The 18,105-nt window shown below is 65.6% G+C and carries 19 protein-coding genes; 6 read left to right on the top strand and 13 right to left on the bottom strand.

All coding sequences use genetic code 11. The annotated features are described in order from the left end of the window. Nucleotides 1-43: 43 nt before the first annotated feature. Nucleotides 44-2,260: a S9 family peptidase gene (locus AC07S4_RS06380; protein WP_494985840.1), complete on the top strand. Its 2,217-nt coding sequence runs from the start codon at nt 44-46 to the stop codon at nt 2,258-2,260. 44 nt (nt 2,261-2,304) lie between these two features. On the opposite strand, the gene AC07S4_RS06385 is transcribed toward AC07S4_RS06380, so the two are convergent. The 3 genes from AC07S4_RS06385 to AC07S4_RS06395 all read right to left on the bottom strand — a co-directional run bounded on the left by AC07S4_RS06385 (nt 2,305) and on the right by AC07S4_RS06395 (nt 5,265). Further along, nucleotides 2,305-2,496 carry a CsbD family protein gene (locus tag AC07S4_RS06385; protein ID WP_107877867.1) on the bottom strand — a complete coding sequence of 64 codons (192 nt, stop codon included), beginning with the start codon at nt 2,494-2,496 and terminating at the stop codon, nt 2,305-2,307. A gap of 96 nt (nt 2,497-2,592) precedes the next feature. Further along, nucleotides 2,593-3,234, bottom strand: coding sequence for a class I SAM-dependent methyltransferase (locus AC07S4_RS06390; protein ID WP_494985841.1), 642 nt, complete (start codon nt 3,232-3,234; stop codon nt 2,593-2,595). Between the two features lie 9 nt (nt 3,235-3,243). Continuing rightward, complete coding sequence (locus AC07S4_RS06395; protein WP_494985842.1) at nt 3,244-5,265, bottom strand: M13 family metallopeptidase; 2,022 nt, start codon at nt 5,263-5,265, stop codon at nt 3,244-3,246. Between the two features lie 234 nt (nt 5,266-5,499). Between AC07S4_RS06395 and AC07S4_RS06400 the strand changes: the two genes are divergently transcribed. Beyond that, nucleotides 5,500-6,327, top strand: a complete 828-nt coding sequence (locus AC07S4_RS06400) for an HDOD domain-containing protein (RefSeq protein ID WP_494985843.1) — start codon at nt 5,500-5,502, stop codon at nt 6,325-6,327. A gap of 169 nt (nt 6,328-6,496) precedes the next feature. Beyond that, nucleotides 6,497-6,778 (top strand): flagellar protein FliT, encoded by a 282-nt coding sequence (locus AC07S4_RS06405; protein ID WP_228895371.1) that lies wholly within the window; start codon nt 6,497-6,499, stop codon nt 6,776-6,778. A 176-nt stretch (nt 6,779-6,954) separates the two neighbouring features. Here AC07S4_RS06405 and AC07S4_RS06410 read toward each other — a convergent pair whose 3' ends face one another. Further along, nucleotides 6,955-8,172, bottom strand: coding sequence for an aspartate aminotransferase type Ic (locus AC07S4_RS06410; RefSeq protein WP_494985844.1), 1,218 nt, complete (start codon nt 8,170-8,172; stop codon nt 6,955-6,957). A 179-nt stretch (nt 8,173-8,351) separates the two neighbouring features. Continuing rightward, entirely contained in the window at nt 8,352-9,578 is a 1,227-nt protein-coding gene (locus AC07S4_RS06415; protein ID WP_494985845.1) for a type IV pilus assembly protein FimV, read from the bottom strand. A gap of 184 nt (nt 9,579-9,762) precedes the next feature. Here AC07S4_RS06415 and fumC point away from each other — a divergent pair, with 184 nt between their 5' ends. The 3 genes from fumC (at nt 9,763) to AC07S4_RS06430 (ending at nt 11,842) form a co-directional block, all read left to right on the top strand. Continuing rightward, nucleotides 9,763-11,160, top strand: a complete 1,398-nt coding sequence (fumC, locus tag AC07S4_RS06420; protein ID WP_494985846.1) for a class II fumarate hydratase — start codon at nt 9,763-9,765, stop codon at nt 11,158-11,160. Nucleotides 11,161-11,208: 48 nt separating this feature from the next. Next, on the top strand, nt 11,209-11,445 hold the full coding sequence (locus AC07S4_RS06425) for an RNA-binding S4 domain-containing protein (RefSeq protein WP_161072429.1): 237 nt from the start codon (nt 11,209-11,211) through the stop codon (nt 11,443-11,445). Nucleotides 11,446-11,557: 112 nt separating this feature from the next. Then, nucleotides 11,558-11,842 carry a DUF883 family protein gene (locus AC07S4_RS06430; protein ID WP_494985847.1) on the top strand — a complete coding sequence of 95 codons (285 nt, stop codon included), beginning with the start codon at nt 11,558-11,560 and terminating at the stop codon, nt 11,840-11,842. On the opposite strand, the gene AC07S4_RS06435 is transcribed toward AC07S4_RS06430, so the two are convergent. The 8 genes from AC07S4_RS06435 to AC07S4_RS06470 all read right to left on the bottom strand — a co-directional run bounded on the left by AC07S4_RS06435 (nt 11,839) and on the right by AC07S4_RS06470 (nt 18,070). After that, nucleotides 11,839-12,309 carry a DoxX family protein gene (locus AC07S4_RS06435; RefSeq protein WP_494985848.1) on the bottom strand — a complete coding sequence of 157 codons (471 nt, stop codon included), beginning with the start codon at nt 12,307-12,309 and terminating at the stop codon, nt 11,839-11,841. The two genes, AC07S4_RS06430 and AC07S4_RS06435, sit on opposite strands and share 4 nt — an antisense overlap. A 41-nt stretch (nt 12,310-12,350) precedes the next feature. Next, nucleotides 12,351-14,021: an MNIO family bufferin maturase gene (gene bufB / locus AC07S4_RS06440; RefSeq protein ID WP_494985849.1), complete on the bottom strand. Its 1,671-nt coding sequence runs from the start codon at nt 14,019-14,021 to the stop codon at nt 12,351-12,353. Between the two features lie 27 nt (nt 14,022-14,048). Then, nucleotides 14,049-14,318 (bottom strand): BufA1 family periplasmic bufferin-type metallophore, encoded by a 270-nt coding sequence (locus tag AC07S4_RS06445; protein ID WP_494985850.1) that lies wholly within the window; start codon nt 14,316-14,318, stop codon nt 14,049-14,051. Between the two features lie 174 nt (nt 14,319-14,492). After that, a complete protein-coding gene (locus tag AC07S4_RS06450) occupies nt 14,493-14,675 on the bottom strand; it encodes a hypothetical protein (protein ID WP_228895362.1) in 183 nt (60 codons plus the stop codon). A gap of 142 nt (nt 14,676-14,817) precedes the next feature. Next, entirely contained in the window at nt 14,818-15,018 is a 201-nt protein-coding gene (locus tag AC07S4_RS06455; protein ID WP_161072435.1) for a YjfB family protein, read from the bottom strand. Between the two features lie 52 nt (nt 15,019-15,070). Beyond that, entirely contained in the window at nt 15,071-15,616 is a 546-nt protein-coding gene (gene mobB, locus AC07S4_RS06460; protein WP_494985851.1) for a molybdopterin-guanine dinucleotide biosynthesis protein B, read from the bottom strand. 11 nt (nt 15,617-15,627) lie between these two features. After that, entirely contained in the window at nt 15,628-16,416 is a 789-nt protein-coding gene (locus AC07S4_RS06465; RefSeq protein WP_494985852.1) for a general secretion pathway protein GspB, read from the bottom strand. Nucleotide 16,417: 1 nt separating this feature from the next. Continuing rightward, entirely contained in the window at nt 16,418-18,070 is a 1,653-nt protein-coding gene (locus AC07S4_RS06470; protein ID WP_494985853.1) for an ExeA family protein, read from the bottom strand. Between the last annotated feature and the right edge of the window lie 35 nt (nt 18,071-18,105).

Raw genomic sequence — 18,105 nt, forward strand, 5'->3', positions numbered from 1 at the left:
ACTCTGGTATTGTCTTGCCCACACGAACAATTCGGGACCACCCATGCGCTTTATTCTCTCTTTCCTGGCATTGGCAGCGGCCATGCCCGTCCATGCTGAACGTTTGACCCTGGACCGCATCTACGGCGACCAGGCCCTGGCTGGCGCCGGCGTGCGCAGCCTGAAGGTGTCGCCGGACGGCGCCCGCGTGACCTTCCTGCGCGGCCGCGACGACAACCAGTACCAGCTGGACCTGTGGGAATTCAATATGAAGGACAAGACCCAGCACCGCCTGGTCGACTCCAAGACCCTGGTGCCCGAAGAAAACCTGTCCGACGCGGAAAAAGCCAAGCGCGAGCGCGAGCGCACCGCCAGCCTGAAAGGCATCCTGAGCTACAGCTGGTCGCCGGACGGCAAGCAGCTGCTGGTGCCCATCGCCGGCAACCTCTACCTGATCGACACCGCCAAGCCGGACGCGGCGCGCCTGGTGGCCTCCGGCGCGGTGCTGGACCCGAAAATTTCGCCGCAGGGCCGCTACGTGTCCTTCGTGCGCAACCAGAACCTGTTCGTGATCGACCTGTCCACCGGCAAGGAGCGCCAGCTCACCACCGACGGCGCCGGCCAGATCCACAACGGCGAAGCCGAATTCATCGCCCAGGAAGAAATGGGCCAGCGCACCGGCTACTACTGGGCGCCGGACGACAGCGCCATCGCCTACAAGCGCTACGACGAAAGCCAGGTGCCGGTGGCGCGCCGCTTTGAAATCTACGCCGACCGCACCGACGTGGTCGAGCAGCGCTACCCGGCCGCAGGCGACCCCAACGTGACCGTGCAGCTGAAAATCGTCTCCCCCGCCAGCGGCGAAACGCGTTCGGTGGACCTGGGCGCCAACCCGGACATCTACCTGGTGCGCGCCGACTGGAGCGCCAACAGCAAAGCCCTGCTGTACCAGCGCCAGAGCCGCGACCAGAAGACCCTGGAACTGGTGTCGGTGGACGCCGCCACGCTGAAACAGCGCGTGCTGCTGACCGAAAAATCGGACACCTGGACCACCATCCACGACGACCTGCGCTTCCTGAAAAACCGCGACGCCTTCATCTGGTCGTCCGAGCGCAGCGGCCGCAACCACCTCTACCTGTACAGCCTGGACGGCAAGCTGCTGCACGCCCTCAGCAAGGGCGACTGGGGCATCGACAACGTGCTGGCGGTGGACGAGAAGGCCGGCAAGGTCTACATCGCCTCCAACCGCGACGCCGTGGTCGACAAGCAGACCTACGTGCTGGCCCTGGACGGCAGCACGGCCGACAAGCCCAAGCGCATCACCCAGGGCGACGGCTGGCACGACGCCTCGTTCTCGCGCAACGGCGAAGTGTTCGTCGACACCTACTCCAGCCCGAGCATTCCGCCGCAGGTCAGCATCCGCCGTCCGGACGGCAGCATGGTCGACTGGCTGGAGCACAACGAGCTGAACGACAAGCACCCCTACGCCAAGTTCCAGGCCGACCACCTGCCCACCGAGTTCGGCACCCTGCCCGCGAAAGACGGCCAGACCCTGTACTACTCGATGATCAAGCCCTACAAGTTCGACGCCAGCAAGCGCTACCCGGTCTACCTGTCCACCTACGGCGGCCCGCACTCGCAGCACGTGTCGCGCAAATGGGGCAACTACTTCGACCAGTACATGGCGCAGCAGGGCTTCGTGGTGTTCCGCCTGGACAACCGAGGCTCCTCGCGCCGCGAGCGCGTGTTCACCGACGCCAACTACAAGCGCCTGGGCACGGTGGAAGTGGAAGACCAGCTGGCCGGCGTGGAATGGCTGGGCAAGCAGAGCTTCGTGGACGCCAAGCGCATCGGCGTATTCGGCTGGAGCTACGGCGGCTTCATGACGCTGCGCCTGCTGTCGCAAGCGTCGGACAAGATCGCCATGGGCGTCTCGGTGGCGCCGGTGACGGACTGGAAACTGTACGACACCCACTACACCGAGCAGTTCATGAGCACGCCGAAGGACAACGCCGAAGGGTACAAGCAGGCCAGCATCTTCCCGCACGTGGACGGCCTGAAATCGCCGCTGCTGCTGATGCACGGCATGGCCGACGACAACGTGCTGTTCACCAACACCACGCGCATGATAGACGCGCTGGTCAAGCGCAACGTGCGTTTCGAGCTGATGACCTACCCCGGCGCCAAGCACGGCATCTCCGGCACCACCAGCCAGCGCCATGTGTACGGCAACATCGAAGCCTTCTTCAAGAAGAACCTCAAGCCCGATACGGTGCAATAAAACAAAAAAGCCCGCGCAAGCGGGCTTTTTTTGTGGCTAAGGGCTTAGCGGTTGCCGCGGTCGATGGCGTCCTTGACCGCTTCCTTGGCGTCGCCTACGCCTTTTTGCAGCTTGCCTTCGGATTGCTTGGCCAGGCCCTTGGCCTGCTGCTCGGAACTGCCTACCAGCTTGCCAGCTTCTTCCTGAACTTTACCGGCGATGTCTTTCGCTTTGCCTTTGACTTGGTCCTTGTTCATGGTGCTCTCCTTGGTTGGTTAGGCTCACACGCAGATGCGGTGTGCTGGAGTGCATCGTAGCCTTTGAGCATGGCCGCTTCTGTACGCCAGCGCACGCTAAAGGCTGATTGGCTTGCGCCACAGGCTGGCCAGCCAGGGCTGCTGCTCGCGCGGCAGGCCGGGCGGCCGGTAGTAGTGGCCGAGCGGCTCGAAGCCGGCGGCCGTCAGGTAGCGTTCCCAGGTGTCGTAGTCGTAATAGCTGCCGTAGCGCGGGCCGTTCCAGCCTTCGCGGTTGTCGCCGCGCGGGTTGGAGCTGAACAGCACGCCGTCCGGCTTGAGGGCGGCGTACAGGCGCAGCAGCACGTCCGGCAAGGCCGCGCTGGGGATGTGGAACAGGGAGGCGTTGGCGAAGATGCCGTCGAACTCGGCGGGCGGCAGGTCGAGCCGGACAAAGTCCTGCTGCCAGACTTCGCAGCCGCTCCATTCGCGCGCCATGCGCACGAACTCGGCAGAACCGTCAACGCCGACTGCGCTGTGGCCCAGCCCGGCAAAGGTTTTCAGGTCGCGCCCCGGCCCGCATCCCAGGTCGAGGATGCGGTACGGGGCGGCGGACCGGATGGCGCCCAGCAGCGCCGACACGTTCTGGCTCACGTCGTGGTCGCGCGTGCCCTCGAAAAACTGCTGCGCACTGTGTTCGTAGTGCCGCAGCGTGGCCTGCGTGATTTGCGTGATGCTGTCGATGTCTTTGTCCGGTTCCATCCCCCTACTTTACCAGACGCGCACGCGCTGCTCCGGCGCCAGGTACAGCTGCTGCCCGGGCTGAACGTTGAATGCCTTGTACCAGGCATCCAGATTGCGCACGGTGTAGGTGCGCCATTTCGACGGCGCGTGGCCGTCCGTCATCACCTGGCGGCGCAGCGACTGCTCGCGCGACAGCCCGCGCCAGCTTTGCGCGTAGCCCAGGAAAAAGTCGCGGTCGTCCGCTTGCGGATTGGCGGCCTTGAAGGCGTCGTAGGACGCGGCCAGGCCGGCCAGGTCGGACAGGTTTTCGCTCAGGGTGAGCTGGCCGTTGATGGCTAGGTCCGCAAACGGCTTGTAGGCGGAGTACTGCGCCACCAGCGCGCCGGACGCGGTCTTGAAGTGGGCCGCGTCGGATGGGGTCCACCAGTCGCGCAGGCGGCCCTGGGAGTCGAACTGGGAGCCGGTGTCGTCGAAGCTGTGGCTGATTTCATGGCCGATGACCGAACCGATGGCGCCGTAGTTCAGCGCGTCCGGCCCTTTGGAATCGAAGAACGGCGGCTGCAGGATGGCAGCCGGGAAGTTCAGCGCGTTCTGCATCGGCATATTGACGGCGTTCACCAGCTGCGGCGGCATGCACCATTCCTTGCTGTCGACCGGCTGGTTCAGCTTGGCCAGTTGCTGCTGGTAGCGCAGCCGGGAGGCGCGCTCGGCGTTGCCGTGGGCGTCGTCCGCTTTCACCGCCAGGGCGCTGTAGGAAGTGAATTTGTCGGGATAGCCGACGCCGACGTAGAGCGCGTCCAGCTTGGCGTGCGCTTCCTTGCGGGTGGCGGGCGCCATCCAGTCCAGCTTGTCGATGCGGGCGTGGAAGGCCTGCACGATATTGCCCACCATGTGCTGCAGCTTGGCCTTGGCTTCGGGCGGGAAATAGGTGGCGACGTAGAGCTTGCCGACCGCGTCCGGCATGCCGTCGTTGACGGCGGCCAGGGCGCGCTTCCAGCGCACCGCCATTTGCGGCGTGCCGCCCAGCGTGCGGCCGTAGAAGTCGAAATGCTGCTCGGTGTAGGCTTGCGGCAAGTGGCCGGCGCTGGTGTTGATGGCGTGGAAGGCGAGGAAGTCTTTCCATGCGTCCAGCGAACACTCTTTCACCAGCGCGGCCACGCCCACCACGGCGCTGGGGTGCCACAGCATGAAGCTTTGCTGCTTGCCCAGGCCGGCGTATTTGAGGAACAGCTTCCAGTCCATGCCGGGCGCTTTCTGGCTGAAATCGGCCGCGGTCCAGGTGTTGTTGGCCTTCATCACGTCGGCCGAATCTTCGCGGCTGGCGTGGGTCAGGGCCAGCTTGCGCTCCAGCTCGAACACGCGGGCGGCGCGGGTTTCCGGGTCGCTATAGCCGGCCAGCTTGAACATGGCGGCGATATGGGCCTGGTAGGCGGTGCGCAGCTTGTGCATGCGCTCGTTGTCCTCCAGGTAGTAGACGCGGTCCGGCAGGCCCAGGCCGCCTTGCAGCAGGTAGGGCATGTTGCGCTTGGGGTCGTTCAGGCCCTGGGCCACCCACAGGCCGAAGATGTTTTCAGTATGGAATTCGGTGGCGTTGAGCGGATCGACGTCGGCGCGCACGGTGGCGGCCAGCATCTTGGTCAGCTCGGTCTTGTCGGCGATGGCGGCGATTTTTTTCAGCGCCGGGCGCAGCGGCTCCACGCCTTTGGCTTCGATGGCGGCCTCGTTCATGTAGGCCAGGTAGTAATCGCTCACCTTGCGCGCTTCCGCGCCGGCGTGCTTGTCGCCCGGCACGGCTTCGATCAGCTTGATGATGCGCTGGTTGGTGTCTTCGGCCAGCTGGGCTCCCGCGCTCCAGCTGCCCCGGTCGGCCGGGATCTGGGTGGCGGCCAGCCAGTCGCCGTTAGCGTAGGCAAAGAAGTCGTCGCCGGGCAGCAGCGCGGCCTTGGCGGTGGAGACCGGCGCGTCTGCCTGGGCCGCATAGCAAGGGGACAGCGCCTGGAGGGCGCCGGCCAGCGCAAAGCCGAGTACGGTCTTGATGGGTGCGTGCATGTCTTGTTCCTGTTGTTGTGTTTTTAAACGGCGTGGTACGCCAGACTCCACTCTAAGCAAGCGCGCGGCCGGAAGCGAGCGCCGCGCGACAGACTGCAAAATACAGCGATGCGCTGCAGAATACGGGGAATGCGGTGCATCTATGCTACGCGCAGCGCAAAAAGGCCACAACGATGCAAGGAATCCCTATATAGTTCACTTACAGCAACGCATACAAAACAAGGAGAGCCCCCTATGAAACTTGAAGCCCTTTTCCAGAACCCGACTGCGTTGCCTACGGCTCCCAAAGTTGTCGAAGAACTGATCAGCAGCTTTGACAAGGCCAGCGTTTCCACCGAGGAAATCGCGAAAAAACTGTCCACCGATCCCGTCCTGAGCGCCAAGCTGCTGCGCCTGGCCAACTCGGCCTACTACCATGTCTCGCGCAGCATCGGCACGGTGGAAGACGCGGTGCTGATGCTGGGCTTTGTCACCGTGCGCACGCTGGTGATCAGCTCCGGCCTGGTGAGCGGCTTCAAAACGGTGCCCGGCCTGGACCTGAAGCAATTCTGGCGCTACAGCCTGTACACCGCCTGCTCGGCCAAGTGGATCGCCAAAAAGACCAAGGAAAACACCGACCTCGCCTTCACCATCGGCATGATGCACGCCATCGGCCAGCTGGTGATGCACGCCGCCATGCCGGAACAGGCCATGCAGCTGGACAAGGTCGCCGGCCCGCTGGACTCGCGCCGCCTGGACGCCGAACAAGCCTCGCTGGCCTACACCTTCGCCGACGTGGGCGCGGAACTGGCCAAGCGCTGGAAGTTCCCGGAAGCCTTCTCCGAGACCATCATGGCCTTCCCCGACCCGATGAACCACGAGCACGGCACCCGCCTGGCCGGCATCATCCACCTGGCGGCCTGGCGCGCGCGGGTGGAGGAAAACAAGCTGACGGACGAGGAAATCGAAGCCTGCTACCCGACCGAGATCGCCGAAGAGCTGGGCCTGGAGCCGAACGCGCTGATCGACGACATGCCGCCTCCTAGCGAGCTGAGCGCAGGCCTGGAAGAACTGGTCAAGTAAATCACACCCCGCCATGAGGCCGGCGCCGCCCTTCGAGGCCGCGCCGGCCTTGTCATTTTTGCCACATCAAAAATAATTTCAAATTATTTTCAAAAAACCCTAAAGTTCCCGCGCGGCATGACGTTAATCCAGACAAGCAGTAGTCCATTTTTATTTTTCAGGATGCGCCATGACCTCCAACGAAGTGCTCGCCATGTACGAAAATGTTGCCACCTTGACCAATAACATGGTGATGGCAGCGCGCGCAAGCGACTGGGAGAGCCTGGGCCGCCTGGAAAACCAGACCGCCGTGGCCACCGCCACCGTGGCAGCCGGCGCCACCGTCGCCCCGCTGGAAGGCGCAGCCCGCCAGCGCAAAATCGACCTGCTCAAGCAAATCCTGGCCAACGACCGCGCCGTGCGCGACGTCACCGAGCCATGGCTGAACCGCGTCCCCGGCATGCCGCAATAAGCCGCCCCGCCCCAACGACAAAAGCGCCTTCACGGCGCTTTTTTATTTCCCCAACAAAAAATCAACCCTGACCCCTTTTTGCTTTGCAGGAAAATGGGGTCAGGGTTGATATTGCCGAAAAGCCAAAAGGGGTCTGACCCCTTTTTGGTTTTCGGCAAGGCGCGAGGCGTGCTGGCTTATTGGCTGACCGCTACGCGCAGCGAGAGGGCGATGCCCTTGGCGGCCTGGCGGATTTCGTCCAGCGAGGGGAAGCTGGGGGCGATGCGGATGTGGCTGTCCTCGGGGTCCAGGCCGTAGGGGTAGGCGGCGCCGGCCGGGGTCAGCGTGATGCCGGCTTCCTTGGCCAGCGCGATGGTGCGCTTGGCGGCGCCCGGCGGGGTGACCAGGTCGATGAAGTAGCCGCCCTTGGGACGGGTCCAGCTGACGCCGGGCACGCTGCCGAGGTGCTCTTCGAACAGGGCCAGCACGGTGTCGAACTTGGGCTTGAGCAGCGCGCGGTGCTGCTCCATCAGCGCTTCGACCGTGGCCTTGTCTTTCAGGAAACGCACGTGGCGCAGCTGGTTGACCTTGTCCGGGCCGATGCTGCGGATGCCGGCGTGCTTGGTCCACCAGGCGATATTGGCCGGCGACGCGGCCAGCGCGGCCACGCCGGAACCTGCCCAACTGACCTTGGAGCTGGACGCGAACACGATGGCGCGGTCCGGATTGCCCGCCTTGGCGCACTCGTCCAGGATGTTGGCCATGCCGATTTTCTCGTCGCCCAGGTGGTGGAAGCGGTAGGCGTCGTCCCACATCAGGCGGAAGTCGGGGGCGGCGGTTTTCATCGCGGCCAGGCGGCGCACCACTTCGTCCGAGTAGACCACGCCGCCCGGGTTGCTGTACTTCGGCACGCACCACATGCCCTTGATGCTGGCGTCCGACGCCACCAGGCGCTCGACCAGGTCCATGTCCAGGCCGTCTTCGGTCATCGGGATGTTGACCATCTTGATGCCGCGCTGTTCGCAGATGGCGAAGTGGCGGTCGTAGCCGGGCACCGGGCACAGGAAGGTGACCGGCTGCGCGCCCATCCACGGCGCATGGCCCGGCACGCCCAGCAGCAGGCTGTAGACGATGACGTCGTGCATCAGCGACAGGCTGGCGCTGCTGTCGACCACGACCTGCGCGGCCGGCACGTCCAGCAGTTCGCCGAACAGGGCGCGCGCTTCCGGCAGTCCCACGCCGCCGCCGTAGTTGCGGGTGTCGGTGCCGTCGTGCGCGGCGTAGCCGTCCAGCGCGGCCATCAGCGCGTTGGACAGGTCCAGCTGTTCAGGCGCGGGCTTGCCGCGCGACATGTCGAGTTTCAGGCCGAGTTGCTTGAATTCGTCGTATTGGGACTGTAATGGTGCGGTGCTCATGATGCCTTTCCTGGGGATTGAAAGCGGGTGCGCAATGCGCGGGCACCACCCAGCGCCTGTCGCCAGGCGGGAACGCTGGCGGGTGCTGGTTTAGCTGGACTGAGGGGGATGGGTGCAGAAAAGCACGGCATGAGTATAGCGCGTTTCGCGCCGCATTGCCGGGGCCGCCCGTATGGCGGCTATTCTTTTTCGGGTATGGCGGCTTCGGCGGACGCGGGCTCCGCTTCGGGGGCTTTTTTGTCCTTGCGCCAGCCTTGCCAGACCTTCAACGGGGCGGTGGAAAATTTGATCTTCTTGCGGCGGATCAGGTAGTACAGCAGGCCGCCAAGCAGCGCCAGCAACAGGACGCCACCTATCGCCATGGTGGTGGTGTTCACGCCGCCGGGCTCGCGTTTCTTTTTGCCGTTGGCCTTGGCTGGGGTGGACGGCGGAATCACGGCGCCCGCCTTGTTGGCCACCTCAGGCGCGCTGGCGTCGGCCGAAGCACTGGCCGGCGCGGGCGATGCGGCGGCCGGTGCGGCGGTGGATGCGGCGCCTGGCGCAGCGGGCGCGCTGGCGGCTGGCGCGGCGGCCGAGGCGGCGGACGCAGCGCCGGCGCCGGGCGCGGCGGCCGTTGCGGCGCCCGCCCCCAGCGCGGTCTGCAATTGCTTGACCTTGTTTTCCAGATCGATCAGCTTGGTTTTCAGTTCCGCATTGGTCTGGTCCAGCGCCAGGCATTGCTGGGCCTCGCCGTCCTGCTGCCCCGGCGCGCAGACGCCCTTGGCGGCCGTTTTGCTTTTGGCGGCGCGCGGCTCCGGGCCAAGCTTGATGGGAACCGCAGCCGGCCCCGGCTTGACCTCGGCGCCTGCCTGCGGGGCGGCGTCGCCGGCCGCGCTACGCGCCGCATTCGCCGCTGCGCGCATCCTGGCTGCGCGTAAAGCCGCTGCACGGTTGGCGGCCGCCTGCGCGTCCTGCGCGGCGCCTTCCGCTTCGGACGGCTTTGCCGCAGCAGGCGCGGCAAGCTGCGGCCGTGGCGCGGGCAGCGGCGCAGGGGGCAGCACAGGCGCGGGCTCGGGCGTCAGCCACAAGGTTGCCGACCGCACGCTGGCCCGCGCGCCCGTCCCCAGTTCCACAAACAGATGCAGCAATTCCGCATCCACCGGCTGGAACGTGGTCAGGTGCAGGAACTGCCGGTTGTCGCGCTTGACCACGCTCATGCGCAGCGACGACAGCACCGGATTCATGCGCACATTGGCGCCCTGGTACACATTCGGCCCCGCCAGCCTGACCTGCACGCCCGCCAGATCCTCCGGCGCCAGCATCACCAGTTCTATATCGGCCGACAACTGCTGCCCGATGTGGGAACGCACCACCACGTCGCCCAGCTCGGCCGCCAGGGAAGCGGACGACAGGACGGCTGCCAGCACGAGGCCGCCGGCGCGAAGGGCTAGAAAACGGTGAGGACGACGCTGCATGTATTCGGGATCGCTAAGCTGCGAATTTCTAAAGTGTAACAGTCTTAACGGCTGGAATTTCCCGTTTTGAAGTCCCGCGCCGGAAATTGGACTCTGCGCTACACTAATTGCATATTCCATCATGACAGAGGCATCCATGAGCATCCGTATCGAGCGCGACAGTTTTGGTCCTATCGACGTCCCCGCCGGGCAGCTGTGGGGCGCGCAAACCCAGCGCTCGCTGGAACACTTCGCCATCTCCACCGAACGCATGCCGCCCGAGCTGATCCATGCGCTGGCCAGCGTCAAGCGCGCCGCCGCGCGCGTGAACCTGGACTTGGGCCTGCTGGATGAAGCCAAGGCCGGCGCCATCACCCAGGCGGCTGACGAGGTACTGGCGGGCAAGCATCCCGGCGAATTCCCGCTGGCCGTGTGGCAGACCGGTTCCGGCACCCAGTCCAATATGAATATGAACGAGGTGCTGGCCAACCGTGGCTCGGAAATCCTGGGCGGCGAGCGCGGCGAGAAGCGCCTGCTGCACCCGAACGACCATGTGAACATGGGCCAGTCGTCCAACGACATCTTCCCCACCGCCATCCACGTCGCCTCCGCCAACGCGCTGGCGCACGCCGTGCTGCCGGCCCTGCGCGACCTGCGCGCCACGCTGGACGCCAAGGCCAAGGCCTTTGCCGGCATCGTCAAGATCGGCCGCACCCATTTGCAGGACGCCACGCCGCTGACCCTGGGCCAGGAATTTTCCGGCTACGTGGCCCAGCTGGACTATGCGGACCTGGCCATCACCGCCGCCCTGCCCCCGCTGCTGGAGCTGGCCGCAGGCGGCACGGCGGTGGGCACCGGCCTGAACGCGCATCCGGAATACGCCACCCGCATCGCGGCCGAGCTGGCAGACCGCCTGCAGCTGCCGTTCCAGACCGCCGACAATAAATTCGCCGCGCTGGCCGGGCACGACGCGCTGGTGGCGGCCCACGGCGCCATGAAAACCCTGGCCACCGCGCTGATGAAAATCGCCAACGACGTGCGCTGGATGGCGTCCGGTCCGCGCTCCGGCTTGGGCGAGATCACCATCCCGGAAAACGAGCCGGGCAGCTCCATCATGCCAGGCAAGGTCAACCCTACCCAGTGCGAAGCCGTTACCATGCTGTGCTGCCAGGTGTTCGGCAACGACGTGGCCATCACCATCGGCGGCGCCTCCGGCAATTTCGAGCTGAACGTCTATAAGCCATTGATCGCGCACAACTTCCTGCAAAGCGCGCGCCTGCTGGCCGATGGCATGCGCAGCTTCGATCACCATTGCGCCCAAGGCATAGAACCCAACCTGGGCCGTATCAGCGAGCTGATGGAACGTTCGCTGATGCTGGTCACTGCGCTGGCGCCGCATATCGGCTATGATCGCGCCGCGCAAATCGCCAAGAAAGCGCAGCACGAGGGCACAACGTTGAAGGAAGCGGCGCTGGCGCTTGGTTTTGTCAGCGCGGAACAGTTTGAACAGTGGATAGTTCCGCTGGAGATGACACAACCCAACGCCCATGGGTGATTTTTTTAATAACTGAACTACAAGTCATCGCGACTGAGGATAAAATAAATGCAAAAGGTTAGTTTTGAACTGACGTCGGAATTCATCGAATTGAACCAGCTGTTGAAGAATGTCGGCCTGTGCGACAGCGGCGGCGCCGGCAAAGTGCTGGTGGCCAGCGGCCAGGTGAAGGTCGACGGCAAGCAGGAATTGCGCAAGACCTGCAAGATACGTGCAGGCCAGCAAGTAAGCGTGGGCGATGTGCGCATCAGCGTGCTGGGCGACAGCGGCGCCGACGGCGCTTGATGGTGCGGACGGAAATTTACTTGCATTTGAGCAATCTGCCGCTAAGCTGAAAGCGGGACGGGCCGTGCCTGTTCCGCAAACTAGTGCTCAACCAGCTGGAGGGGGAGGCGCCATGGACGGCCCGGAACAGAAGCTGCAAAACCAGGAGCGCCTGATCGGCGATTTGCGGCAGGTCATCGAAAATGCGGAAGAACTCCTGAAGAATACCGACCAGTGCACCAGCGCGCTGTACCAGAATGCGCGCGCCAAGCTCACCCAGGCGCTGCTGGCCGCCACCGAAGAACTGGCGCGCTTTGAAGACGCCCAACTGGGGCGCATGATCGCCGCCACCCACGCCGCCAATCTGCAATTCCACGACATCAGCGGTGAAGCCAAGCTGATGCGCGCCTTCCGCTAAATTTGGCCCCGCCCCTGGCGCGCCATCAGCGCGTCCAGCGAAAAGCGGCCCGGCCCAAACGCCACCAGCACCAGCAGCATCACGCCCCAGAAGAAATGGTCGTTGACCGCCGCCGGGCATTCAAAACTGAACAGCTGCGGGTAGGACAGCACCGCCACCGCGTTGACAAAGAACAACGCCAGCGCCGCCGGGCGCGAGAACAGGCCGATAAACAGCAGCAGCGGCAACACCAGCTCGCCGCCCGCGCCCATGTAGGCGGCCAGGTCCGGCGGCAGCAATGGCACTTTGTATTCGTCGTGGAACAGCGCCAGCGTGGCGCTCCAGTCGTTCAGCTTGGCCAGTCCGGCTTTCAGGAACTGCCAGCCCACGTACAGGCGCAGCGCCAGGCTGGCCAGCGACCCGCCCCAGTCGCCCAGCGCGGCATCGTAGCGGGTGGACAGGCGATGCAATGCAAACAGGTTTTTCATGTCGGTCTCGTTTCAGTCAGGAAGCAGCCGGGGCTGCGGGGTCAATTGATGGCGCTGAACACCGCGTGCTCCAGCCATTGCTGCAAATGCGCGGCAACGTCGAAGGTTTCGTCGATATCGAACGCGGCGTCGAGCGCGGCGCCGAAATTGCCGCCGCCGTGCAGCACGGCCAGGGCGGCGTAAGCGGCCGGACTCAGGGGCAGCACTTCCGTCTTCCAGCGCGGGCGGGCGACCAGCGCGTGGCTGGGCGCATCCATGTGCTGGGGAAACGGCGGGCCATCGGGCTGGTGGGCCTGCCACAGTTGCACCACGCTGTAGCCGAAGGCGAGCGGCGTGCACGCCGGCCGCAGCGGCAGGCGCGCGTCCTCGATTGCTTCGGGCGGAACGGCCGCCAACTCGGCGGCGCTGACGGCGGGCGCATCGGCGGCGTAATGGGCGCGGTGCAGCGACCATTCCAGCCGGGCCATGTCGGGCAGATAGGGCAGCTCGGCGGTGTGCGGGAATGTGTGCAGGAAACCGGCGAAGCCGGCGCCGAACTGGTTCAGGTCCCCGCTGGAGGATGGATGGGCGCGGCCGTATTCGGCGCTCAGCGCGTCAAAAAATTCCTCGCCCACCAGTTGCGCGATGACCGGGTAGGCGCTGGCTAAAGTCTTGCGCCAGGTGACGGTAAGGTTGCCCCGGTACAGGGCGTAGCAATGCTGCTTGCCCTCGCCCTGGAAAGCGGCCAGCGCAGGGGCGGACTCGGCGATGTCGAGCAGGCCGGCGGCGAAGGCTTGCTGGGAGGCGGCCAGCGCATCGGCGCCGCCGGGCGTGCTCGCCGGCGCGGTTTTTTGCGGCGCCGCCAGGCTGGCGCCGGCACTGGCACTGGCGCCCCGCCCTGCCGCCACGCGTCCGGCGATGGCGGCCGCCTTGTCCGCCTCGGCCAGCAGCACCTCCAGCGCGGGAATATCGGTATCCCATTCGATCAGCGTGGGCAGCGGGCCGAAGCGGAGCAGGGCCGCTTCGTACAAGGCCCAGACGGGCGCGGCGACTTCGGCGCCGTGGTGGTCGATCACCGCGTCCGGTGTCGCCAGGTGGCCGGCCAGGTGGAACTCGCCCACCGTTCCCGGCGCAATCGCGGCGATGGCGGCCAGCGCGTCTTCGCCGTGGTTGCATTGGTTCACATACAGATTATTGATGTCCAGCAGCAGCCCGCAGCCGGTGCGCTGCGCCAGCGCGGCCAGGAACTCCGCCTCGCTCATGGCGTCGTCGCGGAAGCGCACATAGGTGGACACGTTTTCCAGCAATATCGTGCGTTGCAGCTTGTCCTGTACGCGCTGCACGCGCTCGCTGAGCAAATCCAGCGCGGCGGCGTTCAGCGCCAGCGGCAGCAGGTCGTTCAAATGCCGCCCGAACACCGCGCCCCAGCTCAAATGCTCGGACACCAGCGCGGGCTGCACCGCCCGCACCAGCGCCCGCACACGTTCCAGATGCTGCTCGGAAAAGCCGCGCGCCGAACCCAGCCCCAGTCCCACGCCATGCAGGCTGAGCGGATAGTCGCGCCGCAATTCCTGCAGCACATGCCAGTCCCATCCGCCCTGGTCGAGATAGTTCTCGGTGTGGACTTCGAGCCAGCCGGCGCGCGGCCGCTGCTCCAGGAACTGGCGGTAATGCGGCGCCCTCAGGCCGACGCCGGCGCCCAGGGCATGGGCCGGATGGGCGCTGTGCGGCATGGCGAGGGCTCCGTGGTCCGCAGGCGATTACTTGGCTGGCGCGGTGGTCTTGCCGCCGGCTTTTTCGCAAGTGCCCTTGGCCACATATTTCCACTCGGTCGGCGCGTTGTCGGCCTTGGCTTGTCCGGCGCAGGAATGCGAGCCATTGGACGAGGCGCAATCATTCTGGCCGGCTTTCACCACGCCAAAGCATTTTTCCTTGTCGCCTGCGGGCTCCATGGCGGCCGAGGCGGTAATGGTGGCGGCGCTGCAGACGGTGGCCAGGGCTGCGGCGATCAGGGCTTGACGCTTGTTCATGTGTATCTCCTTGGGTAGGTTATTGTTTCCAGTGCGCAGAAATCTGCGGCTGAAGCATAGTCGCGCACTGTGCCAGCATCCTTACACATTTTTTTAAATTTACAAAAGAAAAAGCCCGGAGTCACCGAGGCAGTGAATCCGGGCTAGCTGGTGCGCGCAGGGCGCGTGTGGACATCAGGCGGCTGGCGCTGCCTTTTTGGCCTTTTTGTGTGCGGCTTTCTTGTGCGTAGCCTTCTTGTGCACGGCTTTCTTGTGCATTGGAGCGGCAGCAGGTTCAGCAGCGGCGACAGGCGCCTGTGCAAAAGCGGTGCCCATGGCGAAGGTGGCGGCGATAGCAGCGGCGATCAGTTTTTTCATTTGGTGTTCCCTCGATGTTGTCCGTAAGAATTCCTACGTAGGGCATTAACGCCGGACATTGCGAATCTGTTGACGCGCTGGGAGAGATTGTTAAACTTTTTTTGAGGCGGAGAAGGCGGCGCGTACAAGCGCCGCCGGCGCATTACGCGGTGGTGTTGATGGTGTTGCCAAGATTCGAAGGCAGATTCGATGCCTTGGGTACGGGCGGGATCGCTTCAATCAGCGCCTGCGCGCTCGAGGCCTGGATGTCCTGGGCTTTTTTCTGCACGGCCACAGCCACGTCCTGCTTGGTGCCGGTATCGGCGATGCTGGTTGCCAGCCGGGCAATTCCTGTAACGTCCATGACTTCCTCCACTATGGGGTATCCCCTGTTTACGGACGTTTTTTTGCAAGCTTTAGGCCGCCGGCGAAATAATTTTTATGCGCTGCGCCAGCCAGGCCAGGATGGCCGGCGGATGGTTCAGGTCCAGCCAGGCCAGGCCGTCGCGCAGCCCGGCGGGCGCGGGCTGGTCGGAGGCGACCGCCACGATGTTCGGGTCGGCCGGATACAGGGGCGCGCGGCCCGTGTCCGGGCGGTAGACTTCCAGCTTGTCGAAAGGATAGGACTTGAAGCCTTCGACCAGGGTCAGGTCGGCCGGCGCCAGGCGCGCCAGCTGCTCGTCCAGCGTCGGTTCGGGCGCGCCGCGCAGCTCCTGGATAATGGCGAAACGGAACGGCGAGGCCACCATCACTTCGGCCGCGCCGGCCATGCGCAGGCGGGCGGAATCCTTGCGCGGCGGCTCGAGCTCCAGGTCATGGTGGCTATGCTTGATGACGTTGACGCGCAGGCCTTGCGCCGCCAGTTGCGCCACCAGCAACTCCAGCAGCGTGGTCTTGCCGCTGCCCGAAGTGCCGACGATGCCGACAACATTGCCGGGAAGCGGTGGATGTTCTGGATGCATCAGGGAGTCTTTCAATATGGCACGCGGTAGCGGTAGCCTTTGAAGGTGAAGATGGCGGCTTTGGGCAGCAGTTTCTCGAGCACCAGGCCGGGAGCCACCTCCTCGCCTTCGTGGCGCAGGATTTTGTCGATCAGCACCAGGCGGTCGGCAGGGTTGCGCGAGTACATATAGCCGCCCATGGTGATCTGGGGAATGCTGCGCTGTATCGGTTCGGGCAAGTCGCGCAGCAGCTGGACGGGCTCCTCGGGGACTTCGGCGGCGGCACGGGCCGGCGGCGCGGAAGCCTGGACCAGCGTGGGCGCCGAAGGCGGCGCTGGCACAGGCGCGGCCTTCAGCGCAGGCGCCGGGGCAATGGCTGCTTGCGCCGGAGCGGCAGCGGGCGGCGCAGACGGCACGGCGGAAGGCGACGGCATCGCGGCAGCCGGCGCGGCGGCGCGCGACGGCATGGCGGCAGGCGAAACGGGGGGCAATACGGGGGGCGCTGCGGCGGGCACATCCAGCGCGGCGGGTGCGGCTGGCGCGGCTGTCTGCGCAACAGATGCAGGGGACGCCGCCACGGGAGCGGTGGCGGCCACCTGCGCAGCAGTGGTCAGAACGGCAGGCGCCGGCTGCTGGCGCCAAAGGAGCACGGCGGCGCCTGCGATCACGGCGGTACCGGCCGCCAGGGCCAGCGGCTTCCAGCGCGCGCCGTCCGCGCTGCGCGGAGCGGCCGCGTCCAGCGTAGGCGCATGGATGGTCGGCGTGGCGCCCAGCTGGCGTTCCGCCTGCGCCTTCTTGAGCGCTTCCAGAATGTACGACATATTATTTCCCCGCCACGGCAACGCCGGGCTTTGCTGGCGCCAGCAGGCGCGGTTCATTCACGCCGCCGAGCTGATTCAGCCTGATGAAAGTTTTCGGTCCCGCCACGCCGTCGGCCTTGAGGTTCTGGCTTAGCTGGAACTCGCGCAACAGGCGCTGGGTCTCCGCGTCCATGGGCCGGTTCTCCTGGGGCGGCTTGGCGCCGCTCAGGGACGCCAGCCGCTTGGCCAGCCAGTCCACGTCCGGCCCGTGATCGCCCGCCGACACCTCGTCGCGCCAGCCGCGCGGCGCGCGCCACAGCGTGATGAAGCTGCCGTCGAAACGGCTGGCCAGCGCTGCCAGCGGCACGGTTTCGCGCCTGCCGCCGATGTCCAGCGTGGCGCCCTGCCCGTCCATCGCCGTCAGCGTCGCGAAGCGCGGCGTGGTGGGATCGTCGATCAGCTTCAGCACCACCGGGCGGTCCAGCAGGCGCACATCATCCAGGCCGCCTTTGCCGAACAGGCAGCGCAAATTCTGCTTCGCCGCCGCCGGACAAAACTCCCCGGCTGGAACTGCCTGCCCCCACAGGGCCGCCATCTGCCGCAAGGCCAAGTCCGACGTTGCCGCAGCCCCCACGGCGGCGCCTGTCTCCGGCATTTTGGCGCTTGCCGCCGCCGGCGCGGTGGCGCCGCCATGCGCTGCGACGCTGGCCTCCGGAATTTTCGCGGTGCCAGCCCCCGCGATGGGCGCGGAATGGGGCATCAGCTGCCAGGCGGCGGTGGCGGTGAGGACGGCGCCGGCAAGGACGCCCGCGGCGATGGGCAGCCATAGCGGACGCGCCGGCGCTGCGCCCGTTTCAGTGGCAAAGACTTCCGCCGCAGCACGCCGCAGGATCTTGCGCGTGACTTGCTGCGCGTTTTCCACGTAGGCGCCCAGCATGGCGCGGTCGCACAGCAGGTTGATGCGGCGCGGAACACCCTTGGTCAGCTGGTGGATCTGCTGCATCAGCCCGCCGGGGAACGGCGCCACGCCCGACGCGCCCGCCACCGCCAGCCGGTGCCCAATATAGCTGCCGGTTTCCTCCACCGACAGCGAGCCCAGGTGGTAGCGCGCGATCACGCGCTGCGCCAGCTGCTCCAGTTCCGGCCGCGCCAGCATGGAGCGCAGCTCGGGCTGGCCGATCAGGATGATTTGCAGCAGCTTGCGCTCGCTGGTCTCGAGGTTGGTCAGCAGGCGCAGCTGCTCGAGCACGTCGGCCGACAGGTTCTGCGCCTCGTCGATAATCAGCACATTGTTGCGGCCTTGCGCGTGGCTGGCCAGCAGATGCTGGTTGATCGCGTCCACATAGCCCTTCACGCTCACCGCCCCCGCGCCCTGCGGCGCCAGTGTGATGCGGAACTCGTCGCAGACCGACAGCAGCAGCTCCTCCACGGTCAGCTTGGGATTGAAGATATAGCCCAGCTGGCAATTCTCGGGAATCTGCTCCATGAAGCAGCGGCACACCGTGGTTTTGCCGGCGCCGATTTCGCCGGTCAGCAGCACGAAGCCGCCGCCGCTGCCCACGCCGTACAGCAAATGCGCCAGCGCTTCGCGGTGGCGTTCGCTCATGTACAGATAGCGCGGGTCGGGCGCGATGGAAAACGGCGATTGTTTCAGATTGAAAAATTGCGTGTACATGTAGTCCCTGGATGAGCACCACCGCAGCGCGGGCC

The sequence above is a fragment of the Pseudoduganella sp. GW821-FHT05F09 genome, assembly GCF_059419605.1.